Annotated in this window: 21 protein-coding genes; 15 read left to right on the top strand and 6 right to left on the bottom strand. The window is 65.3% G+C overall.

The features are described 5' to 3' along the window. The first annotated feature begins 14 nt into the window (after nucleotides 1-14). From ebsA to KBY65_RS01990, 3 genes are read left to right on the top strand one after another with little or no spacing between them, the layout of a single operon-like run. Complete coding sequence (gene ebsA, locus KBY65_RS02000; protein WP_255000346.1) at nucleotides 15-404, top strand: type IV pilus biogenesis protein EbsA; 390 nt, start codon at nucleotides 15-17, stop codon at nucleotides 402-404. A gap of 37 nt (nucleotides 405-441) precedes the next feature. Continuing rightward, complete coding sequence (locus KBY65_RS01995) at nucleotides 442-1,539, top strand: phosphotransacetylase family protein (protein WP_094560990.1); 1,098 nt, start codon at nucleotides 442-444, stop codon at nucleotides 1,537-1,539. A gap of 36 nt (nucleotides 1,540-1,575) precedes the next feature. Beyond that, nucleotides 1,576-2,088 (top strand): DNA recombination-mediator protein A, encoded by a 513-nt coding sequence (locus tag KBY65_RS01990; protein WP_094560992.1) that lies wholly within the window; start codon nucleotides 1,576-1,578, stop codon nucleotides 2,086-2,088. Between the two features lie 10 nt (nucleotides 2,089-2,098). On the opposite strand, the gene KBY65_RS01985 is transcribed toward KBY65_RS01990, so the two are convergent. Further along, nucleotides 2,099-2,518, bottom strand: coding sequence for an MAPEG family protein (locus tag KBY65_RS01985; protein WP_094560994.1), 420 nt, complete (start codon nucleotides 2,516-2,518; stop codon nucleotides 2,099-2,101). A gap of 84 nt (nucleotides 2,519-2,602) precedes the next feature. On the opposite strand from KBY65_RS01985, the gene KBY65_RS01980 reads away from it, so the two are divergent. The 3 genes from KBY65_RS01980 to ggt are packed head-to-tail and all read left to right on the top strand — an operon-like array spanning nucleotide 2,603 to nucleotide 8,757. Then, the gene (locus KBY65_RS01980; protein ID WP_094560996.1) at nucleotides 2,603-3,094 is read left to right on the top strand and encodes a YajQ family cyclic di-GMP-binding protein; all 492 of its coding nucleotides are present in this window, start codon (nucleotides 2,603-2,605) and stop codon (nucleotides 3,092-3,094) included. Continuing rightward, nucleotides 3,095-6,946, top strand: coding sequence for a hydantoinase B/oxoprolinase family protein (locus KBY65_RS01975; RefSeq protein ID WP_255000345.1), 3,852 nt, complete (start codon nucleotides 3,095-3,097; stop codon nucleotides 6,944-6,946). Continuing rightward, nucleotides 6,943-8,757, top strand: a complete 1,815-nt coding sequence (gene ggt / locus KBY65_RS01970) for a gamma-glutamyltransferase (protein WP_255000344.1) — start codon at nucleotides 6,943-6,945, stop codon at nucleotides 8,755-8,757. The genes KBY65_RS01975 and ggt overlap by 4 nt, the downstream gene beginning before the upstream one ends. On the opposite strand, the gene KBY65_RS01965 is transcribed toward ggt, so the two are convergent. Beyond that, nucleotides 8,729-9,244: a DUF308 domain-containing protein gene (locus KBY65_RS01965; protein WP_255000343.1), complete on the bottom strand. Its 516-nt coding sequence runs from the start codon at nucleotides 9,242-9,244 to the stop codon at nucleotides 8,729-8,731. The genes ggt and KBY65_RS01965 overlap by 29 nt on opposite strands. A gap of 173 nt (nucleotides 9,245-9,417) precedes the next feature. On the opposite strand from KBY65_RS01965, the gene KBY65_RS01960 reads away from it, so the two are divergent. From KBY65_RS01960 to KBY65_RS01925, 8 genes are read left to right on the top strand one after another with little or no spacing between them, the layout of a single operon-like run. Next, nucleotides 9,418-9,915 carry a DUF2231 domain-containing protein gene (locus KBY65_RS01960; RefSeq protein WP_255000342.1) on the top strand — a complete coding sequence of 166 codons (498 nt, stop codon included), beginning with the start codon at nucleotides 9,418-9,420 and terminating at the stop codon, nucleotides 9,913-9,915. After that, nucleotides 9,915-10,544 (top strand): DUF2231 domain-containing protein, encoded by a 630-nt coding sequence (locus KBY65_RS01955; protein WP_254987729.1) that lies wholly within the window; start codon nucleotides 9,915-9,917, stop codon nucleotides 10,542-10,544. The genes KBY65_RS01960 and KBY65_RS01955 overlap by 1 nt, the downstream gene beginning before the upstream one ends. Beyond that, nucleotides 10,541-11,506: a cytochrome c oxidase subunit II gene (locus tag KBY65_RS01950; RefSeq protein ID WP_255000341.1), complete on the top strand. Its 966-nt coding sequence runs from the start codon at nucleotides 10,541-10,543 to the stop codon at nucleotides 11,504-11,506. The genes KBY65_RS01955 and KBY65_RS01950 overlap by 4 nt, the downstream gene beginning before the upstream one ends. A gap of 5 nt (nucleotides 11,507-11,511) precedes the next feature. After that, entirely contained in the window at nucleotides 11,512-13,188 is a 1,677-nt protein-coding gene (locus KBY65_RS01945) for a cbb3-type cytochrome c oxidase subunit I (RefSeq protein WP_255000340.1), read from the top strand. Then, a complete protein-coding gene (locus KBY65_RS01940; protein WP_094561009.1) occupies nucleotides 13,185-13,778 on the top strand; it encodes a heme-copper oxidase subunit III in 594 nt (197 codons plus the stop codon). The genes KBY65_RS01945 and KBY65_RS01940 overlap by 4 nt, the downstream gene beginning before the upstream one ends. 27 nt (nucleotides 13,779-13,805) lie before the next feature. Then, the gene (locus tag KBY65_RS01935; protein ID WP_254987725.1) at nucleotides 13,806-15,323 is read left to right on the top strand and encodes a GMC oxidoreductase; all 1,518 of its coding nucleotides are present in this window, start codon (nucleotides 13,806-13,808) and stop codon (nucleotides 15,321-15,323) included. Beyond that, nucleotides 15,320-18,010: an MGH1-like glycoside hydrolase domain-containing protein gene (locus KBY65_RS01930; RefSeq protein ID WP_143592891.1), complete on the top strand. Its 2,691-nt coding sequence runs from the start codon at nucleotides 15,320-15,322 to the stop codon at nucleotides 18,008-18,010. The genes KBY65_RS01935 and KBY65_RS01930 overlap by 4 nt, the downstream gene beginning before the upstream one ends. A 60-nt stretch (nucleotides 18,011-18,070) precedes the next feature. After that, nucleotides 18,071-19,711 (top strand): GMC family oxidoreductase, encoded by a 1,641-nt coding sequence (locus KBY65_RS01925; RefSeq protein ID WP_094561013.1) that lies wholly within the window; start codon nucleotides 18,071-18,073, stop codon nucleotides 19,709-19,711. Nucleotides 19,712-19,713: 2 nt separating this feature from the next. On the opposite strand, the gene KBY65_RS01920 is transcribed toward KBY65_RS01925, so the two are convergent. Continuing rightward, nucleotides 19,714-20,211 carry a DoxX family protein gene (locus tag KBY65_RS01920; protein WP_094561015.1) on the bottom strand — a complete coding sequence of 166 codons (498 nt, stop codon included), beginning with the start codon at nucleotides 20,209-20,211 and terminating at the stop codon, nucleotides 19,714-19,716. 96 nt (nucleotides 20,212-20,307) lie between these two features. On the opposite strand from KBY65_RS01920, the gene KBY65_RS01915 reads away from it, so the two are divergent. Next, nucleotides 20,308-22,362 (top strand): glycogen debranching protein, encoded by a 2,055-nt coding sequence (locus KBY65_RS01915; protein WP_094561017.1) that lies wholly within the window; start codon nucleotides 20,308-20,310, stop codon nucleotides 22,360-22,362. On the opposite strand, the gene KBY65_RS01910 is transcribed toward KBY65_RS01915, so the two are convergent. Genes KBY65_RS01910 through KBY65_RS01900 form a run of 3 tightly spaced genes read right to left on the bottom strand, consistent with a single transcriptional unit; the run spans nucleotide 22,359 to nucleotide 24,039 of the window. Beyond that, nucleotides 22,359-23,342, bottom strand: a complete 984-nt coding sequence (locus KBY65_RS01910; RefSeq protein ID WP_094561019.1) for a VOC family protein — start codon at nucleotides 23,340-23,342, stop codon at nucleotides 22,359-22,361. The genes KBY65_RS01915 and KBY65_RS01910 overlap by 4 nt on opposite strands. Nucleotides 23,343-23,362: 20 nt before the next feature. Then, a complete protein-coding gene (locus KBY65_RS01905; RefSeq protein WP_094561021.1) occupies nucleotides 23,363-23,782 on the bottom strand; it encodes a GlcG/HbpS family heme-binding protein in 420 nt (139 codons plus the stop codon). Continuing rightward, a complete protein-coding gene (locus KBY65_RS01900) occupies nucleotides 23,782-24,039 on the bottom strand; it encodes a Nif11-like leader peptide family RiPP precursor (RefSeq protein WP_255000339.1) in 258 nt (85 codons plus the stop codon). The genes KBY65_RS01905 and KBY65_RS01900 overlap by 1 nt, the downstream gene beginning before the upstream one ends. Between the last annotated feature and the right edge of the window lie 3 nt (nucleotides 24,040-24,042).

The raw sequence follows: 24,042 nt of genomic DNA, 5'->3' as shown, positions 1-24,042 counted from the left end.
GACTGGCCGCCTGGATGGCTCCTGGCACTCCCCCTGAAGCCGTTGCGCCCCTGGTGCCTCTGTTTGCTCCCTACTGCGGGGGCTTGGTGCATCAGGCGTTGTTGGAGGAGGCGCTGGCCAGCCTGCTGGTGGGCGAGTGGGCCGGCCGGCGGTTGCTGCAGGGCGGCCGCAGCCACGCCCTGCAGCTGCGTTGGAGTGGCGAAACGGCGCCCCTTGAAGTGCTCCACTGCGACCTCACCTTCCCTGCCCTGCCGCAGGTGGCCTACGCCTTTGATCTGCCCTGCCACCAGCTGGTGCAGTGGTTGATGGAGCGGCAAGGGGATGAGCTGCCGTCGAGCTTCTGGCATTGGTTGCTGCTGGGGCAGCCTCCCATCGCCACCGAACCGGTGGGCAGCGCCGCCTAAATTTCACGGTCAAGACATGCCCCAGCGAGGTTGACCGATGGCCCCCACCTTGCTGATCGGGTCCTGCGAAGCCTTCAGCGGCAAATCCGCCGTGGTGTTGGGCCTGGCTCGCCAACTCAGCCGTCAGGGCATTCCTGTGCGGTTTGGCAAACCCCTCGCCACCAGTCTTGATGAGGCGTCCACCGAATCGGGCCAGTCGCCCCTGTTGGATGCGGATGTGCGCTTCATCGGCGCCACCCTGGGGCTACCGGAAGCCCATCTGATCCCCTCCTTGCATGTGCTGGATGGGGCGACGGCCCAGCAGCGCTTGGTGCAGGGCGATCTGGAGCCCGGCCCAGGCTTCGCCCTCTTGCGCCAGCAGCTGGCCGAGACCCCCGATGGTTTGACCCTGCTGGAAGCTGCCGGCAGCCTCCATGAGGGCCTGCTCTATGGCCTCAGCTTGCCCCAGCTGGCCGAGGGCCTCGAGGCCACCGTGGTGCTGGTGCATCCATGGTTGGACAGCCGCAGCATCGATCCGTTGCTGGCTGCCCAGGCCCAGCTCGGTGAGCGCCTGGCGGGGGTGGTGCTTAACGCCGTCAAACCGGAGCTGGTGCCCCAGCTGCGGACCGAGCTGATACCGGCCCTTGCCCAGCTCGGCTTGCCCGTGCTGGGGGTGATGCCCCAGAGCCCACTGCTGCGCAGCGTCACGGTGGAGGAGCTGGCCCTGCGGCTCGGGGCCCAGGTGCTCTGTTGTCCGGAACGGCTCGATCTGTTGGTGGAAACCCTGTCGATCGGTGCCATGAACGTGAACTCGGCGATGGAGTTTTTCCGCCGTCGCCGCAACATGGCCGTGGTGACCGGGGCTGATCGCACTGACATCCAGCTGGCGGCTCTGGAGGCCTCCACCCAGTGCCTGATCCTTACCGGGGCCGGTGAACCCCTGCCCCAGCTGCTCAACCGGGCCGAGGAACTGGACGTGCCCCTGCTCAAGGTCGAGCACGACACCCTCACCACCGTTGAGGTGATTGAGCAGGCCTTTGGTCACGTGCGCCTGCATGAAGCGGTCAAGGCCAGCTTCGCCTTCCGGCTGGTGGAGGAGCATTGCAATTTCGAACCGCTGTTCAGGCGATTGCAGTTGCCCGCGATGGCGAAATAACGCTGCTAGTTTCAAAGCGCAGGCTGCGGGCTACTGGTGACCCGGTCCCTTGATCTTCCGTCGCTCGATCGGATCGACACCCTTGCCCAGGAACTGGCGATGCTCCAGGACAGGAGCAAACGGCGCATTGCCATTTTGGGCAGTCGCCACGTTCCAGTCGTGTCCATCCACCTGGTGGAACTGGTGGCCCGCTCCTTGGCCCAGGAAGGCCACAATCTGATCACCTCCGGCGCCCAGGGGGTCAATGCGGCCGTGATCCGCAGCGTGCTGGAGATCGATCCGGCCCGGCTCACCGTGTTGCTGCCCCAGAGCCTCGATCGTCAGCCGGGTGAATCGCGCGACCAGCTCGAGCGGGTGCTGCATCTGGTGGAGAAGCCCGAGCACGACGATCTGCCCCTGCCAATGGCCAGCAGCCTCTGCAACCAGGACATCATCAGCCGCTGCGACCAGTTGATCTGCTACGCCTTCCACGACAGCGAAACCCTGCTGGCCAGCTGCCGCGTGGCCGAGGACATGGGCAAGGTGGTCAGCGTGATGTTCTTCGACTGAGGCCTGGTTGCTAGGCGCCCAGCACTGCCCTCAGCCCTTCCACGTAGAGCACCCCGGAGCACACCAGACCGCCAGCCCAGCACAGGCCGCGCACCGCAGGCACGTTGCCCACGTAGACGCCGATGTAGGCCAGGCGCAGGGCGGGGTGCAGCCAGGCGGCGATCAGGGCCACCGGGCTGCTGACGCCGGCCAGCAAGCACAGCAGGGCTGCTGGAGCATGCAGGGTGAAGGCCTCAAAGCAGTTTTGGTGCGCCCAGGCGGCGCGCTTCCCCCAGGCCGGCAGCCGCTCAAACATCGCCCTCGGGGCGGCCAGGTCGGCCATCTGGAAATTCGCCTGGGAGCGGGCGGCCCCGAGGGGCACGGTGCTGAACACCACCACACCGGCGGCCAGCAGCAGCGACCAGGCAAAGGGGGCGAGGGAGGCACTCATGGCGGCAGGCAGCGTGGACGATGGATCCAGGTTGGCAGGCCGCACCTACGATTCGCGCACGTTTCCGCCCGACCGACCAGCCCCATGGCCGACACCTATTCCTTTGATGTGGTGAGCGATTTCGATCGCCAGGAGCTCGTCAACACGATCGACCAGGTGCGCCGCGACGTGGGCACCCGCTACGACCTCAAGGACTCCAACACCGAGATCGAGGTGGAGGAGACCAGCCTCACCATCACCACCGCCAGTGACATGACCCTCCAGGCCGTGGAGGATGTGCTGCGCCAGAAGGCCACCAAGCGCAATCTCTCACTGAAGATCTTTGACTTCCAGACCCCCGAGCCCGTCGGCGGCAACCGGGTGAAGCAGGTGGTGAAGCTGCGTAAGGGCCTCAGCCAGGAGCTGGCCAAGAGCCTGAGCAAAACCGTCCGTGATGAGCTCAAGAAGGTGACCGTCTCGATCCAGGGCGACAGCCTGCGGATCACCGGCAAGAACAAGGACGACCTGCAACAGGCCATCAGCCTGCTCAAGGCCCAGGACGTGGAGGTGCCGCTGCAGTTCGAGAACTACCGCTGAGTGGCGGGCTGGCGGTTCTGGATTGATCGCGGCGGCACCTTCACCGATGTGGTGGGGCGGAGTCCTGCCGGTGAGCTGGTGGTGCGCAAGGTGCTGTCGGTGCAGCCTGATTGCCCGGGCGATCCGGCCGTGCGTGCCATCGGGGCGGTGCTGGGCCTGCCCTCCGGCGGCGCGCTGCCAGCGGGGTTGGTGCAGGAGGTGCGGCTCGGCACCACCGTGGCCACCAATGCCTTGCTGGAGCGGCGCGGGGCCGGGGTGGTGCTGCTGATCAACCGGGGCTTTGCCGATCTGCTCACCATTGGCGACCAGCACCGCCCGGACATCTTTGCCCTGGCGATCGAGCGGCCCCAGCCTTTGCGCCTGCGGGTGCTGGAGGTGGATGGGCGGCTGGCGGCCGATGGTGCAGAGCTCGAGCCCCTATCGCTGCCCGAGGGGTTGCGCCAGCAGTTGCGGGCCGCCCAGGCCGACGGCTACACCAGCTGCGCCGTGGCCCTGCTGCACAGCACCCGCAATCCCTGCCAGGAGCTGCAGCTGGGTGCCTGGCTGCAGCCCCTGGGCTTTGAGGCCGTGGTGCTCTCCCACCAGCTCAGCGGCCAGCCCCGGCTCGTGCCCCGCGGCCAGACCGCCGTGGTGGAGGCCGCGGTGGCACCGGTGCTGCGGCACTATCTGGGCCAAGTGGGGCAGGCCCTCGGGCCGGATACCCGGCTGCGGGTGATGCGCTCCAGTGGTGCCCTGGCAGCTCCGGAGGTGCTGCTCGCCAAGGACACGATCCTCTCGGGGCCTGCCGGGGGCATGGTGGGGGCCGTGGCGGTGGGCCGTCGGGCCCTGGAGGCTGCCGGCTTGCGGCCCCAGCCGATCGTCGGCTTCGACATGGGTGGCACCTCCACCGATGTCTTCCATTTCGATGACCGGCGAGGCGATCTCGCCTGGGAGCGCAGCCCCGCCACCGAGATCGTTGGCCTGCAGCTGCAGGCGCCGATGCTGCCCATCCACACCGTGGCCGCCGGTGGTGGCTCGATCCTGCGTTTCGATGGCCTGCGGCTGCGGGTGGGGCCGGAGTCGGCTGGTGCCGATCCGGGGCCAGCGGCCTACCGCCGCGGCGGCCCGCCCACGATCACCGATGCCAACCTGCTGCTGGGCCGGCTGCCCATCGCAGCCCTGCCGGCGCTGTTCGGTCCCAGCGCCGACCAAACCGCCGATGGGCAGGCCGTGGAGCAGGCCTTTGCCGAGCTGGCGGCCGTGATGGCGGCGGTGGCGCCAGGCATCACACCCGAGCGGGTGGCCGAGGGGGTGCTGCAGATCGCCATCGAGACGATGGCCGGGGCCCTGCGCCGCATGTCGATCCAGCGCGGCCACGACCTGCGCGAGGCGTTGCTGGTGAGCTACGGCGGCGCCGGCGGGCAGCACGCCTGCCGTCTGGCCGAGGTGCTGGGCCTATCGCGGGTGCTGCTCCATCCCCTGGCGGGTGTGTTGTCCGCCTATGGGCTCGGCATGGCCGAGCAGTCGCTGTTGCTGGAGTGCTCGCCAAGGCTGCCGCTGGCGCCTGCCTCGTTGCCCGTGTTGCGCCAGCACTGCGCAGCCCTGGTGTGCCGGGGCGTGGAGGACTTGCGGCAGGTGGGAGATCTGGGTGACGCCTCCCCTCAGATCCGGGTGCGGCTGGAGCTGCGGGCGCCCGGCAGTGAGCGGGGGTTGGAGGTGCCCTGGTCGCCCCAGGATTCCGCCCCTGATGCTGCCGCCGATGTGGTCCCCGATGTGGCCGTGTTGGCTGCGCTGCGGCAGGCCTTTGCCGCGAGTCATCAGCAGCGCTACGGCTACTTCCCGGTTGGCGATGACTGGATTGTGGAGCGGTTGCTGGTCGACATCACCTCCTCCGGTCAGGAGCTGCCCGGTCAGGAGCTACCCGCTGACGGGACGGAGTCCGGTTGGGCAGCAGGGGGGGATGGGGCTGGGACTGCGACTGGGAAGGGCGCGCCGGCCGCCGCCAGCACACGCCTTTGGCTGGGTGAGCAGCTCGGCTGGCAGAGGGTGCCCCTCTGGCAGCGCGACCACTTGCGGCCCCAGATGCATCTCCAGGGCCCGGCCCTGGTGGTTGATCAAACCACCACCACCGTGCTGGAGCCCGGCTGGCAGGCGTTGGTGCTGCCCGACGGGGCGCTGCTGCTGGAGCGGCAGTCGCTGGCACACCCGGTTTCCGCTGAGAGTTCTGTTGGCGGTTCCGTTGCGAGTTCTGTTGCACAACCTGTTGAACATCCGGTTTCGAGCCCCGCCGCGCCTGCCGACCCCACTGTTCTGGAGCTCTACAACCACCGCTTTTCGGCCATCGCCGAGCAGATGGGCGGCCGGCTGCAGCAGAGCGCCCGGTCGGTGAACATCCGCGAGCGTCTCGACTTCTCCTGCGCTCTGTTTGACGCCGCCGGGTTGCTGGTGGCCAATGCCCCCCATATTCCGGTGCATCTGGGCTCCATGGGAGACAGCGTAGTCAGCCTGCTCAAAGCGATCGCGCGGGGTGATCGCCCTCCCTTGGCGCCCGGGGATGTGGTGCTCTCCAACAACCCCTACAACGGCGGCACCCATCTGCCGGACATCACGGCCATCACACCCGTGTTCGCGCCAGGATCGCTACCTGGGGCCCAGGTGCCCGCGTTTTTTGTGGCCTCGCGGGGCCACCATGCCGATGTCGGAGGCATCACCCCCGGTTCGATGCCCGCCTTCAGCCGCACGATCGCTGATGAGGGGCTGCTGCTCGACAACGTGCCGTTCTTCAGCCATGGCAGCTTTGATGAGTCGTTGTGGCGGCAACGGCTCGCTGCCGGTTGTCATCCGGTGCGTAACCCCGACCAATTGCTCGCCGATCTCCAGGCCCAGGTGGCCGCCAATCGCCTGGGGGTAGACGGGCTGGGGCGCCTGATCGATCGCCATGGCCTGCAGGAGGTGCAGGCCTATATGGCCCATGTGCAGGCCCATGGGGCCGCGGCAGTGGGCCAGGCCATGGCGCGGCTCCGCAGCGGCCAGGCCCGGGTGGAGCTCGACCATGGCGCCCACATCCAGGTGGCCGTGTCCATCGATGCCCAGGCCGGGCGCGCCCGGGTCGACTTCAGCGGCAGTTCGCCCCAGCACAGCGGCAATCTCAATGCCCCCCTGGCTGTCACCAAGGCGGTGGTGCTCTACGTGCTTCGCTGTTTGGTGGGCGAGTCGATCCCGCTCAATGCCGGTTGCTTCGCGCCCATCGAGCTGATCGTTCCAGAGGGATCCCTGCTGCATCCCCGTCCCCCGGCGGCGGTGGTGGCCGGCAATGTGGAGATCTCCCAGGCGGCGACCAATGCCCTGTTTGCCGCCCTGGGCATCCAGGCGGCGGCCCAGGGCACGATGAACAATCTGAGCTTCGGCAATGCCCAGCTTCAGTACCACGAAACGATCTGCGGTGGCACCGGTGCCGGCCGGCATCCAGGAGGCGTGGGCTATGCGGGTGCTTCAGCCGTGCAGAGCCACATGACCAATTCCCGGCTCACCGATCCAGAAATCCTGGAAAGTCGCTTTCCGGTGCGGGTTGAGCGCTTTGCGATCCGCGCCGGCTCCGGCGGGGCTGGCCGGTTCTGCGGTGGCGATGGGGTGGTGCGGCAGCTCCGCTTTCTTGCGCCGATGGACGTTTCCATGATTTCCGGCTCGCGCCGCGTTCCGCCGGCGGGTTTGGCCGGCGGCGCGGCGGGGGCCTGCGGCCGCAACAGCTGGATCGGGGCCGATGGCTCCAGCCGGGAGCTGGAGGGCTGCTTTGAGCAGACGCTGCAGCCGGGGGAGGCCTTGCGCATCGAGACGCCGGGCGGTGGTGGTTACGGCGCGCCGGAGCAACCATGAGCGTTCGCATACTGGCGCTGGCGATCACGGCGGTGCTGGCCTCCCCGGCCCAGGCCGAGATCCTGCAGGAGCGCAGCCAGCGCTTCCATCCCCAGTGGTCACCGGGCGGCATGGTGGCCAGCCAGGAGCAGTGGGCCTCCCAGGCCGGGGCTGAAATTCTGGCCCGTGGCGGCAACGCGGTGGATGCGGCGGTGGCCACGGCCTTCGCCCTGGCGGTCACCCTGCCCCAGGCCGGCAATCTGGGCGGCGGCGGCTTTCTGGTGCTGTGGCTGCCGGGTCCGTCGCCGGCGGCCGCGCGCGGTTGTCTGGCGCTCCCTGGCGCGCGGGCTGGGGCCAGCCCTGAGCTGCGCCTGGGCCGCGGCACGGCCGTGGCGGTGAACTTCCGCGAAACCGCCCCTTTGGCCGCCACGGCTGGGATGTTTCTCGGCGCCGATGGTGAGGTGGACCGTGCGCGGGCCACCCGCAGCCCCTTGAGCGTGGCCGTGCCGGGAACCCCCGCCGGGCTGCTGCTGACGCACCGTTGTTACGGCCGGCTGCCCCGGGCTGCGGTGCTGGCGCCGGCCATCCGGCTGGCCAGCCGCGGCTTCCCGGTGGGCAAGGAGCTAGCCGATTCCCTGCAGCAGGCTGCGCCGTTGCTCCGCGCCGACCCCACCTCCAACGCGCTGTTCCTGGCGCGCCCGCTGCGCCCCAGCGACCGCTGGCGCCAGCCTCTGCTCGCCACCAGCCTGCAACGCCTCGCGGCCCAGGGTGAGCGCGGCTTCTACCAGGGCCCCATCGCCGAGGCCCTGGTGGCATTGATGCACCAACGGGGCGGGCTGATTCGCCATGCAGATCTCGACGGCTACCAGGCTCAGCTGGTGCGCCCCTTGCAGGTGCGGTTCCAGAGCCATCCGGTGCTCACCATGCCGCCCCCCAGTGGCGGTGGGGTCACCCTGGTGCAGCTGCTCCAGGTGCTGGAGCCCATGCCCCTGGCTCAGCTGGGCCTCAACAGTGCCGCCAGCCTGCACCGGATGGTCGAGGCGATGAATCTCGCCTACCGCGACCGCAACCACTGGCTCGGCGACCCCGACCAGGTGGCCATGCCGCTGGAGCGCCTGCTCAGCCCGGCCCATGCCAACAGCCAGCGCGCCCGCATCCGCAGCGATCGCCACCGTCCTGCGGCCGAATTGGCTGCGGAGGGCCCCAGCTCCGGCGGCACCAACACCACCCATCTGTCGGTGGCTGATCGCCAGGGGGGCCTGGTGGCCCTCACCACCACGCTCAACTTCGCCTACGGCAGCGGCATCAGCGTTCCTGGCGCCGGCTTCCTGCTCAACAACGAGATGGACGACTTCACCACAAAACCCGGTGTGGCCAATGCCTATGGCCTGGTGCAGGGAGCCGCCAATGCCATTGCCCCCGGCAAGCGGCCCCTGAGCTCGATGACGCCCACCCTGGTGTTTCGTGCCGATGGCAGGCCCTGGCTGGCCACCGGCAGTCCTGGAGGCAGCCGCATCATCACTACGGTGTTGCAGGTGCTGCTCAACCGCATGGTGCATGGGCTGAATCTGGCCTCAGCCGTGGCCAGCCCCCGCATTCACTCCCAGCTCTGGCCCGACCAGATCAGCGTGGAACAGGGCCTCAGCCCCGACACCACCGCCAAGCTGGAGGCGATGGGCCACCGGCTTGTGATCACGGCGGCGATGGGTTCAGCCAACAGCGTTGAGGTGCTGCGCGAGGGGGGCAGCCTGGGGGTCGCCGACCCCAGGCGCCTCGATGCGGCGGCCGTTGGCGACCTGCAACTCAGCTGGCCGGCTGAGTTGGAGCCGTGATCAGGTTGATGGCGGAGAACCCCAGGCCGATGCCGAACAACATGCCGATGGCCCAGATGCTGTCGGAGGGCCACTCGGCGATCAGCATGCCGCCGAGCACGGCGGTGACGATGCCGTCGAGCAGCACCAGCGCGCGGGCAGGGCCCTGGCCGGTGGCCGCGGCGGCCAGTTCCATCACCCCCTCAAAGGCGAGCAGGAAGCCCACAAACAACGTGAGGCTTACTTCACTGGCGATCGGGAAGGCGAGCACCCAAACGCCGCCGCCCAGGTAGAGCAGGCCGGAGAGCAGGCGGAAGATTTTGCCCTTGGTGTCGCCCTCGCCGGTGAAGCGTAGCAGCTGGGACACCCCCGCGACCACCGACACCCCCCCCACGGCAATGGTGAGCAGGGTGGCCGAGACGAAGGGCAGCACGATCGACAGCCCGGCTGCGGCAAACAGCAGGGCGGCGGTCACCCAGTGCAGGGTGGGGGAAGCGGGAACCGTCACCGGAGAAAACACAGAAGAGCAGCCACCCTAAATCGCCCGCTTGGCAGGAATTGCAGCTTGATTAAGTGTCGCTGTCAGCAAACCATAACCGCCGTGTAGCAAACCATCACAGCTTGCTGGCCTGTTGGTGAGTTCGCTGCAGTGTGGAGTTCAACCGTGTTGGTTAGGGCCCCATGCTTGAGCTGCTGCCGCCGCTCAACGACCACAACCTTCCCTGGATGGACACCATCCATCCGATCGTGGTGCATTTTGTGATCGCCATGGGCTTGATCACGTTTGTGTTTGATCTGATCGGTGTGTTGACCCGCCGGCCAGCGCTGTTTGAGGTCAGCTTCTGGAACCTGCTATTTGCCACCGCAGCAATTTTTGTGGCGATTATGTTTGGCCAGATCGAGGCGGGACTGGCCAATCCCTACGGAGCCTCGCGCGATCTGCTCAACCTGCACAGCACGATCGGCTGGTCGCTGGCTGGGGTGTTGTCGCTGATGTCGGGGTGGCGCTACGTGATCCGCAGCAAGGACCCCCAGCAGCTGCCGCTGGCCTTCCTCGGTGCTGGAGGCCTGCTGACGGCCCTGATCGTGGTGCAGGTCACCCTCGGCAATCAGCTGATCTGGGTGTATGGGCTTCACACTGTGCCGGTGGTGCAGGCGACGCGGGCGGGGTTGGTGTGATGGAAAGCGCACTGGAATTCATTCCGGCCGGCTCACCCATTGAGCAGTTGGCCGCTGACCTCGGCTCCAATGGCTTGCCCTATGCCCTGCCGATTCACCCCAACCTGGTGCATCTCACGATCGGCTTGTTCGTGATCGCCATTGCCTTTGATATCGCTGGCGCTCTCTATCCAGTGGAGAAGCGGGTGTTCCGCTTTCTGGCCCTGCCGGTGACCCGCGGCGGCTTCCACGATGTGGGTTGGTACAACCTGCTGGCCTGCGCCATTGCCACTTTTTTCACCGTGGCGGCCGGCTTCTTCGAAATGCTGCTGGCGGTGCCGCTGCCCGGTGTCACCAGCACCATCGGGCTGCAGAGCATGGAGACGATGCTGTGGCATGGCGTGGGCGGTGTGGTGATCCTGCTGGTGATCGTCGCGATGACGGTGTGGCGCGGCTACCAGCGCTTCGTCTGGCGCCGCGACATGGGACGCCAGGTGCAGTGGCTCTACCTGCTGGTTGGCCTCGGACTGTTTCTGGTGATCGGGCTGCACGGCACCCTCGGGGCGGAGTTGGCGGGTGAGTTTGGTGTGCATGTCACCGCCGACCAGCTACTCGCTGCCGGTGCCGATCTCAAGGAGGCCCTGCCATGAGCAACGCTCCCGGGCGCCCCCAGCCTCCCGTGGGCTCCCGGCCGGCCATCAGCCGCCTGGGCCTGGTGGCCTTGATCGGCTGGATCGCCCTACTGGTGGCCTTGAGTTGGTGGATGGCGCAGCAGGCCTACCGCTGGCTGCCGGTGCAGGCATCCACCGCAGCCCCGCTCGTGGATGGGCTGTTCAGCTTTGAAACCGGGATTGGCACCTTCGTCTTCGGAGCGGTGGTGTCCGTGATGGTGTGGGTGATCGTGATGCACCGCGCTGAGAAGTACGACGAGAGCGATGCCGAGCCCATCGAGGGCAACACCCGCCTCGAAGTGATCTGGACGGCCATCCCTTTCGTGTTGGTGATGGCCATTGCCGTCTACACGATGCGCGTGAACACCAGCCTGGGGGTGCTGGGCCCGATGGAACACATCCATCTGGCCAATCCGATCGAAGACCAGGGCGGCTACCCGGGGGATCGGCTGCCGGCTGAGCAGGTTGAGGTGATTGCCCGGCAGTGGTCGTGGGAGTTTCGCTATCCCGAGGCCAACGTCTCCTCCACCGAGCTCCACCTGCCGGTGGATCAGCCCGTCACGTTCCGACTGGTGTCCGACGATGTGCTTCATGGCTTCTACATCCCGGCTTTCCGCCTCAAGCAGGATGTGATCCCCGGCCGGGCCATTGATTTCAATCTCACCCCCATCCGGGAAGGTCGTTATCGCCTGCGGGATTCCCAGTTCAGCGGCACCTGGTTTGCGGCCAACCAGGCCGATGTGGTGGTGGAAAGCCCGGAGGCCTATCAGGCCTGGCTCCAGAACGCAGCAGGCCAGCCCCTGCAGTCCGGCCTCAGCGATGCCACGACGGAATTCGTAGCCCGGCGGCAGCTCAAAAAAACCGGCTGGGCCACGGTGAAGCCGGCTCCACCGCCCCAGGTGAACGTTCCCGGATCCAACACCTTGCCGCACGACGCCTGAGCCCGATGACCTCCGCCACCTTCCCGCCCAGTCCCCCTGAAGAGGCCTCTTGGAGCCGTTATTTCGGCTTCAACACCGATGCCAAGGTGATTGGCATCCAGTACATCGTCACAGCCTTTTTCTTCTTTCTGATCGGTGGCCTGCTGGCCATGATCATCCGTGGTGAGTTGATCACACCAGCCTCCGATCTGGTGGACCGCACGGTGTACAACGGCATCTACACGATGCACGGAACGATCATGTTGTTCCTGTTCATCTTCCCGGTGTTGAACGGGCTCAACAACCTGTTGATCCCCACCATGATCGGCGCCCCGGACATGGCCTTCCCTCGCCTCAATGCGGTGGCGTTCTGGCTGGTTCCCATTTTCGGAACCCTGCTGATCGCCAGCTTCTTCGTGCCAGGGGGGCCCGCCTATTCCGGCTGGTGGTCCTACCCCCCGGTCAGCATCCAGAACCCCTTGGGGCACTTCATCAATGGCCAGGGCCTTTGGCTCACCGCCGTGGCCCTATCGGGGGTGTCATCGATCATGGGGGCGGTGAATTTCGTCACCACGATTCTGCGGATGCGGGCCCCTGGTATGGGCTTCTTTCGCATGCCGGTGTTTTGCTGGACAGCCCTGGCAGCCCAAAGTTTGCAGTTGATCGGTCTGCCGGCGCTCACCGGTGGGGCGATCATGCTCTTGATGGACCTCAACTTTGGCACCAGTTTCTATCAGCCGGAGGGGGGCGGTGACCCCGTGCTCTATCAGCACTTCTTCTGGTTCTATTCCCACCCGGCCGTCTACGTGATCATCCTGCCGGTGTTCGGCATCTTCTCCGAGCTGTTCCCCGTCTATTCCCGCAAACCCCTCTTCGGCTACGTCTACGTCTGCCTGGCCTCGTTCATCATCGTCGGCCTGGGGCTGATCGTGTGGGTGCACCACATGTTCCCCAGCGGCGTTGCCCAGTGGATGCGCAATCTGTTCATGTTCACCACCATGTTGATTGCGGTGCCTACTGGCGTGAAGGTGTTCGCCTGGCTGGGCACCATCTGGCGCGGTAAATTGCGGCTCACGACGCCGATGCTGTTCTGCCTCGGCGGCCTGTTCAACTTTGTGTTTGCGGGCATCACGGGCATCATGCTGGCCACGGTGCCAGTGGATATTCATGTGTCGAACACCTATTTCGTGGTGGGCCACTTCCACTACGTGATCTATGGGGCGGCGGTGATGGGCATCTTTGCTGCCATCTACCACTGGTTTCCCAAGTTCATCGGCCGCATGCCCTATGAGGGCCTTGGCAAACTTCATTTTTTGCTCACCTTTGTTGGGGCCAACCTCAACTTCCTGCCGATGCATCCCCTGGGGCTAATGGGCATGCCCCGTCGGGTGTCGAGTTACGACCCGGAATTTGCCTTCTGGAATGTGCTGGCCAGCCTGGGGGCTTTCCTGCTGGGGGTGTCGATCATTCCCTTCCTACTCAACATGGTGAGCGCCTGGGTGCGGGGACCGAAGGCCACCCACAACCCCTGGAATGCCATTGGCCTGGAGTGGTTGCTGCCCTCTCCTCCGCCGGAGGACAACTTTGGTGAGCACGTGCCCACCGTGATTAGTCGTCCCTATGGCTATGGCACTGGTGAGCCCCTGGTTGACCATCAGGCCGAAATCGAACGGGAGCTCACCCTTCAGGAGGCCAGCACATGACCGCCACCGTTGATTCAAATAGACCCGATTCCAACACCGCCCATCCCAAGCACAACCTCACGGGCTTCATCATCTTTCTGTGCTCTGAAAGCGTCGTTTTTCTGACGTTCTTCAGTGGGTTCGCCATTCTGAAAACCAGTGCTCTCAATTGGTTGCCTGCGGGCGTGGCGGGTCTGGAGTGGCGTATGCCGCTGATCAACACCGTGGTGCTGGTGTCCAGTTCCGGCACCATCTGGCTGGCAGAGCGCTGCATGGCCAAGGGCAACCTGCTGGGGTTCCGGGCGTTCTGGCTGGTCACCATGGCCCTGGGGGCCTATTTCCTTTACGGCCAAGCCGTTGAGTGGAGTGGTCTGCAGTTTGGCTTTACTTCAGGCACGTTCGGGGGCACCTTCTATTTGCTCACAGGCTTTCACGGCCTGCATGTGGCCACTGGCGTGTTCCTGATGGGCCTGATGCTGGTGAAGTCGTTCATTCCCCAGAATTATGCGGGGGGAGAGCAAGGGGTGCAGGCCACATCCCTGTTTTGGCACTTCGTGGATGTGATCTGGATCATCCTCTTCGTGTTGATTTACGTCTGGCAGCGCACTTGAGCTGCACGTCCTGTTGAACACCTACGCATGATCATCGACGACCGCCATTACGACGTCATCATCATCGGCAGCGGTGCAGCCGGCGCCACCATGGCGAGGTCCTTGGCCAATGCTGGTCACGCGGTGCTGTTGCTGGAGCGTGGCCAGCAGATGTCCTTGGCCGACCAAAACGTGGCCGATGTCGACCTCTTCCGCAAGGACCGCTATCACCCCAAGGAGCAGTGGTTTGGTACCGACGGGGACCCGTTCTCTCCCCAGACCATCTACGCGCTCGGTGGCAACACCAAGATCTGGGGGGGCGTGCTGGAGCGGTTGCGTGAGCAGGAATTGGCCGGCCTCGCGCTGCAGGAGGGCCAGGCGCCAGCCTGGGGGCTCAGCTATAGCGACCTCGAGCCCTGGTACGACCAGGCGGAAAGCCTGTATCGCGTGCATGGACAGCGGGGTGTTGATCCCACAGAGCCCCGCTCCAGCGGCAATTACGCCCTCGCCCCCAAACCCGTTGAGCCCTTCTTCGAAGAGCTGCGTTTGGCGTTTGACCGCCAGGGCGTGAATCCCTATCCCCTGCCTCAGAGCTGGTCGGAATCGCTGGCTGATCCCTCCGGTGATGCGGAGCTGTTTGGGGTGGATCCCGCCCGCGCTTCTGCCGCGGTGGTGGTACGAACCGGCGCCCAGGTGCAGCGGTTGCATGTCAATCCCACCGGCACGGAGGTGCGGGGTGTGGAGGCCCTGGTGAATGGCCAGAGCTGGTTGTTCATGGGCCATCAGGTGGTGCTGGCGGCCGGGGCCATCAACAGCGCCGCGATCCTGTTGCGCTCGGCCACCGATCGCCATCCCCGGGGCCTGGCCAACGGCTCCGACCAGGTGGGCCGCAACTTGATGAAGCTGCAGCTCACCTCCATCCTGCAGCTCGCCACCGAGCCCAATAGCGGTCGCTATGGGCGCAGTTACGGCATCAACGACTATCTCTGGGGCGACAAGAACGTTTCCTTCCCGCTGGGTTCGATTCAGAACGGCGGCGGCGTTCTGCAGGATGCCCTGTTTGCTGAGTCGCCGCCCGTGCTCTCGCTGGTGACCAAGCTGCTGCCCAACTTCGGCCTCGAGCAGCTCGCTTCCCGCTCGATCAGCTGGTGGGCGATGAGCCCGGTGCTGCCCGATCCCCACAACCGCGTCAGCCTGCGTGGGGATCGCATTCAGATCACCTATCAGGCCAACAACCGCGAGGCCCATGACCGCCTCGTCTACCGCTGGATCGACACCCTCAAGGCGGTGGAGGCCGATCCTGATTGCCATGTGGTGAAAGAAGCCCCCACCCATCCCCGCGGCGAGGCGCCCCTATCGGCCATGGGCTACAGCTGCGGCAGCTGCCGCATGGGCGACAACCCGGCCACCTCGGTGGTGGATCTGCAGGGCCGCAGCCACGAGGTGTCCAACCTCACCATCGCCGATGCCAGTGTCTTCCCGGCCTGTCCGGCCATGGGCTTCGGTCTCACCGTGATCGCCAATGCCCTGCGCATCGCCGATGGCCTCAAGGCATCCCTGCGATGACGTCAACCCCCCCGGTGACCACCATTCCCGAGGCCGCCCGCATCCTGGAGCGCGACCAGGGCCTCCAGCCCTGGACCCTTTGGGGCAGTTACCTGCCCGATCGCCAGTGGGGCACCGTGCGGGAGGACTACTCCGCCGATGGCGATGCCTGGCGCTCCTTCCCCCACGATCAGGCCCGCTCGCGGGTCTATCGCTGGGGAGAAGACGGACTGCTGGGCATCTGCGATGAGCAGTGTCGGCTGTGTTTCTCCCTGGCCCTCTGGAATGGGGTCGATCCGATCCTCAAGGAGCGACCCTTTGGCCTGAGCAACCCCGAGGGCAACCATGGCGAAGATATCAAGGATTACTACTACCACCTCGCCAACACTCCCACCCATAGCTTCATGCGGGGGCTGTACAAGTATCCCCAGGCTGAATTCCCTTACCAGCAGCTGGTGGATGAAAACGGCCGCCGCAGCCGCAGCGAGCCGGAATACGAGCTGGTGGATACGGGCATCTTTGATGCCAGCCGCTACTTCGACGTCGTCATTGAATACGCCAAGGCCTCAGCCACCGACCTGCTGATCCGCATTCGCGTCACCAACCGCGGGCCTGATCCTGCCCCCCTCACCCTGTTGCCCACCCTGTGGTTGCGCAACACCTGGGGCTGGGGCTACCCCGACGAGCAGCGCCAGCCGATGGGCCTGGACGGTGACGCACTGGTTACCGGTGACGTTCCAAATTTGGGGGCCTACGAGCTGCTCTGCCGGGATGGGGGCACCTGGTTGTTCACCGACAACGAGACCAACCACCAGCGCCTCTACGGCCAGCCCAATACCACCCCTTTTAAAAAGGATGGGTTTCACCGTTATGTGATCGGCGGTGAGGTGGAGGCGATCAATCCAGCCCAGTGCGGCACCAAGGCGGCCCGCTTGTTGCAGCGCACCCTCGCTCCGGCAGAGGAGTGGGTTGTCGAACTGCGCCTGCGGAAACGGTTGGATGGGCGCGTGCCCAATGCCGATGCTGAACCACCTTTCGGGCCCGCTTTTGATGCGCTGTTCCAGGTGCGGGAGGCGGAGTGTGTGCAGTTCTTTGAGCACACCTTGCCGGGGCTAGACCCCGAGGATCGCTTGATTCACAGCTCCGCCCTGGCGGGGTTGCTGTGGTGCAAGAAGTACTACGGCTGGAGCGTGCTGCGCTGGCTCGAGGGGGATCCCACCCAGCCCACGCCACCGGCCAACCGCTGGCACACCGATACGGCTCTGTGGAGTCGACTTCACGCCCACCATGTGATCTCGATGCCGGATGCCTGGGAGTACCCCTACTTCTGCCAGTGGGATCTGATGTTCCACGCCGTCGCCTTCGCCATCTTCGATCCAGAGATGGCGAAGCAGCAGGCGATGTTGCTGCGCAGCCCCCACTACACAGCCCCCAGCGCCCAAACCCCCGCCTATGAGTGGGCTCTCTCCGATCCCAATCCGCCGATCGGCGCCTGGGCGGCGATGCGGATTTACCAGATCGATCGCAAGCAGAGCGGCCAGGCCGATCAGCCCTTCCTGCGGGCCGCCCTGCGCAAGCTGTTGCTCGAATACGGCTGGTGGGCCAACCGCAACGATCGCTCCGGCGACAACGTGTTTGAGGGGGGCTTTCTGGGTCTCGACAACATCGCCGTGTTTGATCGGCGTTTTCCACTGGCCGATGGCAGCCGCATTGAGCAGTGTGATGGCACGGCCTGGATGGCGTCCCTCAGTCTCAATTTGCTCAACATCTCGGTGGAGCTGAGCCGTGAGGAGCCTGAGTATGCCGACACCTGCGAGCGCTTCGTTTACGACTTCACGCAACTGGCCATCACCCTCAACACGCGTTCAGAAAGAGGCTTCCTGAACTGGGATGAGGACGATGGCTTCTACTACGACGTGATCAAGAGGCCGGACGGCAGCACCGACTACCTGCGGACCCGTACCCTTTCGGGTCTGGTTCCCCTGCTGGCGGTGGCGAGTTTCGACCGTGAAACCGTCGGTCGCCTACCGGTGCTCGATGTGCTCAAAAGCATGGCCTGGTTTGTGCATGAGCACACCACGCCCACCTGGTTGGAACACAACCTCGGCCAGTGGCATAACGACCGCATCCTCTACACCCTGGTGCCGGAGGATCGCCTGCGACGCATCTGTGAGCGTCTGTTTGACGAAGAGGAGTTCCTCTCCCCCTACGGGATCCGCTCCCTGTCCAAGGTGTACGGCGACCATCCCTATTCGTTCACGGAGGGCTCCGATAGCCAGATCCTGGCCTACAGCCCGGGGGACAGTCCTGTGGCGATGTTTGGGGGCAATTCCAATTGGCGTGGGCCGGTGTGGATGCCGATCAACTTCCTGCTGATTGAGTCGTTGCAGAAATACGCCCATTACTACGGGGACAACTTCAAGGTGGAGTTCCCTACGCGCTCCGGCAACTGGCTCAATCTTTGGGAGGTGTCGCTTGAGCTCGAGAAGCGCTTGGTGGGCCTCTTCAGGCGGGATGGATCCGGGCGGCGGGCCTTCAATGGTGATGTGGAGTTGTTCCAGACGGATCCCCACTGGATGGATCTGATCCAGTTCAACGAATACTTTCACGGAGACAATGGCCGTGGTGTGGGTGCTTCCCACCAGACCGGATGGAGCGCCACCGTCGCCAAGATGGTTAACCAGTTGAGTCGTTATTCATCTGGTTAACGCTTGATCTGTTCAGCCTTCAAAGCCTCCTGATTCTTCTCCGATTCTTCCAGCTCAGCCATGACCCACGCCTCCCATCACAGCGAGCTTCCCGGTCCTTCCCTGGCCATCTCTCCGTTGCCGGCAGCTGGTCAGTTGGAGGTGGCCGATGGGGCCCACTTTGATGTGGTGATCATTGGCAGTGGTGCCGGTGGTGGCACCCTGGCGCGCCATCTGGCTCCCAGCGGGCTGAAGATTCTGGTGCTGGAGCGGGGCGATTGGCTGCCCCAGGAGCCCCAGAACTGGGATGCGGAGGAGGTGTTCCAGAAGGGGCGCTACGTGTCCAAGGATGTGTGGCACGACAAGCACGGCAAGCCGTTTCAGCCCGGCAGCCATTACTTCGTGGGTGGAGCCACGAAGATATATGGCGCGGCTCACTTCCGGCTGCGCCAGCAGGATTTTGAGCAGCTCAATCATTTCGACGGCATTTCGCCAGCCTGGCCCCTGCGTTACAGCGACTTTGAGCCCTATTACCAGCGGGCCGAGGAGATGTACCACGTGCACGGCCAGCGGGGGGAAGATCCAACCGAGCCCCCCTGCAGTGGTCCGTACCCCCATCCGCCGGTGGCCCATGAGCCCCGCATCCAGCAGTTGGTGGATGATCTGCGATTGGCCGGATTGCATCCGTTCCATGCCCCCAGTGGGGTGATGCTGGATGAGGCCAACATGCCCTTCAGCCGCTGCCGCAAGTGCAATTGCTGCGATGGCTTCCCCTGTTTGGTGCACGCCAAATCCGATGCGGAGGTGCTGGGGATGCGGCCGGCCCTGGCAGCGCCGAACGTGTCGCTGCTGACCCGGGCCCATGTGCGCCGTCTGCAGACCGACCCCTCCGGCCGCAGCGTGCAGGCGGTCGAGCTGGAGCGCGATGGCCAACCGATGACCGTGCGTGGGGATGTGGTGGTGGTGAGCTGTGGGGCTGCCAACAGCGCCCGGCTGCTGTTGATGTCAGCCAACGACAAGCATCCCCGCGGGCTGGCCAACAGCTCCGACCAGGTGGGGCGCCATTACATGTTCCACAACAGCAAGGCCATGGTGGCCCTGGCCCATGAGCCGAACACCACCGTGTTTCAGAAAACCATCTCGATCAATGATTGGTATCTCGGTGATGCCGACTTTGACTACCCGATGGGCAACATCCAGATGACGGGGAAGACCAACGGCACGATCATGAAGGGCTATGCGCCGCTGGAAACCTTTCTGATGCCGGGTTGGTCGATGGACAAAATCGCCGAACATGCTCTCGATTTCTGGATCTCCTCCGAAGACCTCCCCGATCCCAACAACCGCGTGACCGTGGATGGCGAGGGTCAGATTCATCTGGCCTACACGCCCAACAACCAGACGGCGGCCCAGCGACTCTACGGCCGGCTTACGGGGATGCTCGACCGGCTCTATCTCAAAAATCACCTGGTGGAGCGGCAGTTTTATATCAAGAACGACATGTCGATCGCGGCGGTGGGCCATCAGGCTGGCACCTGCCGCTTCGGCAGTGATCCGGCCACCTCAGTGCTCGATCTCAACTGCAAGGCCCACGACCTCGACAACCTCTACGTGGTTGATACCAGCTTCATGCCGACCATCGGCGCGGTGAACCCTTCGCTCACTGCCATCGCCAATGCCCTGCGGGTGGGCGATCATCTGCGCGAGCGGCTCAGCCGCTGAGATCAGGCCAGCATCGTTTTGAGCAGATCAGCGATCAGCAGGTTGTCGAGGGAGAACAGGCCGCCACCGCAGCTGGCCAGCACCGCACACATCACCACATACATGGCGGCCTTCTCCCAGCTGGGGGGGTCACCCACCCCCATCGGGCCGGCGTAATCGCCTGGGGGGATCTGGTAAGGGTCGGGGCCGATGAATGGAAAGCCCGCCTTGAGCTCCACAACCACCGCATAGGCCATCGACACCAGGATGGCCAGGGCCGCCAGGGGGGTGAGCAAGCCCGGAATCAGGGCGATGCCCGCGCCCCACATCGAAGCAGCGGAGAGAAAGCACAGCCACTCGGGGGTCTGCATCGCCGTGGCCCAGGTTTTGAGGTTGCGCAGTTTGGGCCAACCGTGGCGAATGAAGCAGATCCCCAGGAACAGCCGCAGGATCAGCAGAGATGCCTGGGCCAGGGTGGATGGTGCCGCCGGCACCAACAGCTCCACCACGGTGATCTCCATTGATTCTGGGCTGCAAGGTGGGCTCAACGTACCCAGTTCAGTCAACCCTGGCCATGATCGTCACAGGCTCCAGATCCGGTCGTGCCGGCAGCACCCATGGTGATTTCCGCGCCCCCTGCCCGATGCACGCCTGCCCCTGGATCCAGCGCTCCGCTCGGGGCCACGCCGGGTGATGGCGGCGTCAACTTCAGCCTCTATGCCAAGGACGCGACCCTGGTGGAGCTGTGTTTGTTTGATCGCCCGGACGATGATGAGCCGGCTGTGGTGGTGCAGCTTGAAGGAGAGCAGCACCGCACCTCCCACTACTGGCATGCCTGGCTGCCGGGGCTGCAACCGGGCCAGGTGTACGGCTACCGCGTGCATGGCCCCCAGGATCCATCGCGGGGTTTGCGCTTTGATCCCTCCCTGCTGCTGATCGATCCCTACGGATTAGCTCTGGCGATGCCGAGCGACTCCGCCGGTGCCATGAAAAGTGTGGTGGTCGATCCCGATGGCTACGACTGGGAGGGGGACCAGCCCCTGCGCCGTCCGGCCCGGGAAACGGTGATCTACGAGTTGCATGTGCGGGGCTTCACGGCTGATCCCAGCTCGGGAGTGGCCGCGCCGAAGGCCGGTACCTATGCCGGTCTGATCGACAAGATTCCCTATCTGCAGGAGCTGGGCATCACGGCGGTGGAGCTGTTGCCGGTGTTCCAGTTCGATGTCCACGACGCGCCAGCGGGGCTGCCCAACTACTGGGGTTACCAGCCGATCTCCTTCTTTGTGCCCCATCACGGCTACAGCACCCGCTGCGATCCCCTGGGCCCCCTCGACGAGTTTCGGGATCTGGTGAAGGCGTTGCACCGCGCCGGCATCGAGGTGATTCTCGATGTGGTGTTCAACCACACGGCTGAGGGTAATGAAACCGGCCGCACCTTCAGCTATCGGGGGATTGCCAATGCCGATTACTACCTGCTGGATCAAGATCCCAGCCGTTATGCCGACTACACCGGCTGCGGCAACACCCTCAACGCCAACAATCCGGTGGTGCGGAGGCTGATCCGCCACAGCCTGCGCTATTGGGTGGAACACATGCATGTGGATGGATTCCGTTTCGATCTGGCTTCGGTGCTCGCCCGCGACGAAACCGGTCAGCCCTCACCGTTGCCGCCGATTCTCTGGGATATCGACACCGATCCGGTGTTAGCCGGCATCAAGTTGATCGCCGAGGCCTGGGATGCGGCCGGGCTCTATCAGGTGGGTCGCTTCGTTGGCGACAACTGGCAGGAGTGGAATGGACGCTTCCGGGATGATGTGCGCCGGTTCCTCAAGGGCGATGGGGGAATGGTGCCCCAGGTCAGCCAGCGGTTGATCGGCAGTCCCGACATCTACGGCTATGAGCATCGCCGGGCGGAGACCAGCGTCAACTTCATCACCTGCCACGACGGCTTCACCCTGGCGGATCTGGTGAGTTTCAACGCCAAACACAACGAAGCCAACGGCGAGGCCAATCGTGATGGTAGTAGCGATAACGCCAGCTGGAACTGTGGCGTTGAAGGGCTGACGCAGGATCCGGATGTGCTGGCCCTGCGCCAGCGGCAGATGCGCAACTTCTTCACCCTGTTGTTGCTGGCGGATGGCACCCCGATGCTGGGCATGGGGGATGAGGTGTGCCGCAGCCAGCAGGGCAACAACAACGCCTACTGCCAGGACGCCCCGATCAGTTGGTTCGACTGGAGCCTGGTGGAGCGCCATGGAGATCTGCGGCGCTTCGTGCAGCAGTTGATCGCCTTCCGGAGCCGTCGTGATGTTGTGCTCGAGGGGCAGGAGCTGTTGCTCGAGGATCTGCTCCTGCGCAACCAGGTGACCTGGCATGGGGTGGTGCCGGGTCAGCCCGACTGGAGCGATGCTTCCCGTTCCTTTGCGGTCACCATCACCAGCAGTTGCCATCGCTACCGCCGGCATCTGATGGCCAATGCCTGGTGGGAACCGCTGGACTTTGGGCTGCCCCCCGCCGATGCTGGTTCCCAGCCTTGGCGCCACTGGATCGACACGGCCCAGCCGAGCCCTGGCGATGTTGTGGGCTGGGGCGACGGCCCGCCCGTGGTTGGGGATCACTGCGAGGTAGCCCCCCGCTCGATTCGGGTGCTGGTGGTGGAGTTACCGGCCTAACCCTGGATCACTTGCAGCTGGTGGCCATCGGGGTCGGCCAGCTGCAGGGCGCGCTCGCTGCCTACCAAGGCGGCCTGGTCGCCCAGCGCAATCACGCCGCCATGGAGCACCTGGCCTCCGAAGGCCTCCGCGGCTGTGGCGATGCGATCCAGATCGGCAACCCGCAGGCGGATCTGCCAGTGGGCCAGGTCCTGGGCCCCCTGATCCGCGGGCCTGGGTCTGCCGCTGTTGGGGGGCTGGTAATTGAGGCATTCCACGCCGGCGCCCGTGGGGCAGCGGTGGCCTGTGATGCGCACCCGGGTGTCCTGAAGGCCATCGAGCCCATCCTGGGTGGGGCCGCTGTTCACTCCATCGCCGCCCAGCTTCAGGCCCAGCAGCGTGTCGTAGAAGCGGCAGCTGCGCGGGGTGTCGGCCACAGAGAGAGCGCTGTGGTCGATCCCCAGGAAGGGGGCGCTGGCTGGCGGGGGGGCATGCCAGCGGGCCTCGCCCTTATCGGGGGGAAACTGCAGCAGCTCCAGGTTGTGCCCCTCCGGATCGCGAAACTTGAAGGCCTGGATGCCGGCGGCGGCGGTGTTCCACGCCGGCAGGGTCTGGGGGGCGGTGGACACCTCCACCAGGGAGCCGTTGGCAATCGCCTGGCGCGCCTTGGCGCTGGCGGCGTCCAGATCGCTCACCACGATGCAGATGTGTTGAAACCAGAGGTCGCAGCTGCGGGAATCGGCCGGAATCGGGCGCCCAGGCCGCAGGCCGTCGCCCAGGCTCAGCACCTCGGTGAGCTCGAGGGTGGCGTCGCCCAGGTGCAGTTGCACCAGCTTCAACCGCGAGCCGGGCAGGCCCACCAGCTGGGCATAGGGGCCTGCTTCCACCAGCAGGCTTTCGCTACGCCTGAAGCCCAGGTTGGTTTCGAAGAAATCGGCAGCCCTTTCAGCGTTGGCTGTGGTGAAGCCGATGCTGCTGATTTGGGGAGTCTGGAGAGCCATGGCGCAGGAGCTGTCGATCGTTAGGTGTCCAGGGCATGGGCACCAGCGGCGGCGATGCTGCTGTCGATCTCGGGCGTCATGCCGGACACGCCGACCGCTCCCAGGCAGCTGTTCTCCTGCAGCAGGGGCAGGCCACCAGCCATGGCGGCCGCTGGTTGTCCGAAGAGCCCTGCGAGTTGCAGCAGCGCCGGCCGCTCACCGTTGATGCTGGCCTCCAGGGCCGCGGTGGGCTTGCCGTTGAGGGCTGCCATGCGGGCCTTGGCGACGGCGGCCTCGGCGCTGGCCGGGCTGGATCCATCGCGGCGCTCGAGCACCAGCAGGTGGCCGCCAGCATCAACGACGGCGATCGACACGCAGGCCTGATGCTGGTCGGCCGCCAGGTGGCTGGCCGCGACAATCGAGCGGCAGTCGGCGAGCTCGAGGTGGGGTTGGTGACGCATCAGCTCCAGACGATTTTTGCCAGCCACAGGTGCCCCTGAAGTTCAACGCCAGCGGCGGCGGCCTCCAGGTCGGCTTCTGAGAGCTTCAGGGTGGCTTCGGCCTGGTGCTGGACCAGCTCCACGCCGCTGAAGCTGTAGCCCATGGTCGCCCCCAGCTCGGCGATGGCGTTGAGGTTGGGGCAAGTGGTGAAGCGCTCCAGCAGGGCTGGATCCCCCTTGACGGTGGTCAGAAAGGCTTCGAGTTGGTCGCGGGCCATGGT

This window comes from Cyanobium sp. Alchichica 3B3-8F6, assembly GCF_024346435.1.
Taxonomy (GTDB): Bacteria; Cyanobacteriota; Cyanobacteriia; order PCC-6307; family Cyanobiaceae; genus Cyanobium_A.
Note: the sequence above shows the minus strand (reverse complement) of the source record. Positions and strands in the feature narration are given on the sequence as shown.

Excerpts from the sequence above, each read along its gene's own strand:
- ebsA (WP_255000346.1), top strand. The coding sequence starts at position 15 with ATGGCTCCTGGCACTCCCCCTGAAGCCGTTGCGCCCCTGGTGCCTCTG.
- KBY65_RS01995 (WP_094560990.1), top strand. The coding sequence starts at position 442 with ATGGCCCCCACCTTGCTGATCGGGTCCTGCGAAGCCTTCAGCGGCAAA.
- KBY65_RS01985 (WP_094560994.1), bottom strand. The coding sequence starts at position 2,518 with ATGAGTGCCTCCCTCGCCCCCTTTGCCTGGTCGCTGCTGCTGGCCGCC.
- KBY65_RS01980 (WP_094560996.1), top strand. The coding sequence starts at position 2,603 with ATGGCCGACACCTATTCCTTTGATGTGGTGAGCGATTTCGATCGCCAG.
- ggt (WP_255000344.1), top strand. The coding sequence starts at position 6,943 with ATGAGCGTTCGCATACTGGCGCTGGCGATCACGGCGGTGCTGGCCTCC.
- KBY65_RS01960 (WP_255000342.1), top strand. The coding sequence starts at position 9,418 with ATGCTTGAGCTGCTGCCGCCGCTCAACGACCACAACCTTCCCTGGATG.
- KBY65_RS01955 (WP_254987729.1), top strand. The coding sequence starts at position 9,915 with ATGGAAAGCGCACTGGAATTCATTCCGGCCGGCTCACCCATTGAGCAG.
- KBY65_RS01950 (WP_255000341.1), top strand. The coding sequence starts at position 10,541 with ATGAGCAACGCTCCCGGGCGCCCCCAGCCTCCCGTGGGCTCCCGGCCG.
- KBY65_RS01945 (WP_255000340.1), top strand. The coding sequence starts at position 11,512 with ATGACCTCCGCCACCTTCCCGCCCAGTCCCCCTGAAGAGGCCTCTTGG.
- KBY65_RS01940 (WP_094561009.1), top strand. The coding sequence starts at position 13,185 with ATGACCGCCACCGTTGATTCAAATAGACCCGATTCCAACACCGCCCAT.
- KBY65_RS01935 (WP_254987725.1), top strand. The coding sequence starts at position 13,806 with ATGATCATCGACGACCGCCATTACGACGTCATCATCATCGGCAGCGGT.
- KBY65_RS01930 (WP_143592891.1), top strand. The coding sequence starts at position 15,320 with ATGACGTCAACCCCCCCGGTGACCACCATTCCCGAGGCCGCCCGCATC.
- KBY65_RS01925 (WP_094561013.1), top strand. The coding sequence starts at position 18,071 with ATGACCCACGCCTCCCATCACAGCGAGCTTCCCGGTCCTTCCCTGGCC.
- KBY65_RS01920 (WP_094561015.1), bottom strand. The coding sequence starts at position 20,211 with ATGGAGATCACCGTGGTGGAGCTGTTGGTGCCGGCGGCACCATCCACC.
- KBY65_RS01915 (WP_094561017.1), top strand. The coding sequence starts at position 20,308 with ATGGTGATTTCCGCGCCCCCTGCCCGATGCACGCCTGCCCCTGGATCC.
- KBY65_RS01910 (WP_094561019.1), bottom strand. The coding sequence starts at position 23,342 with ATGGCTCTCCAGACTCCCCAAATCAGCAGCATCGGCTTCACCACAGCC.
- KBY65_RS01905 (WP_094561021.1), bottom strand. The coding sequence starts at position 23,782 with ATGCGTCACCAACCCCACCTCGAGCTCGCCGACTGCCGCTCGATTGTC.
- KBY65_RS01900 (WP_255000339.1), bottom strand. The coding sequence starts at position 24,039 with ATGGCCCGCGACCAACTCGAAGCCTTTCTGACCACCGTCAAGGGGGAT.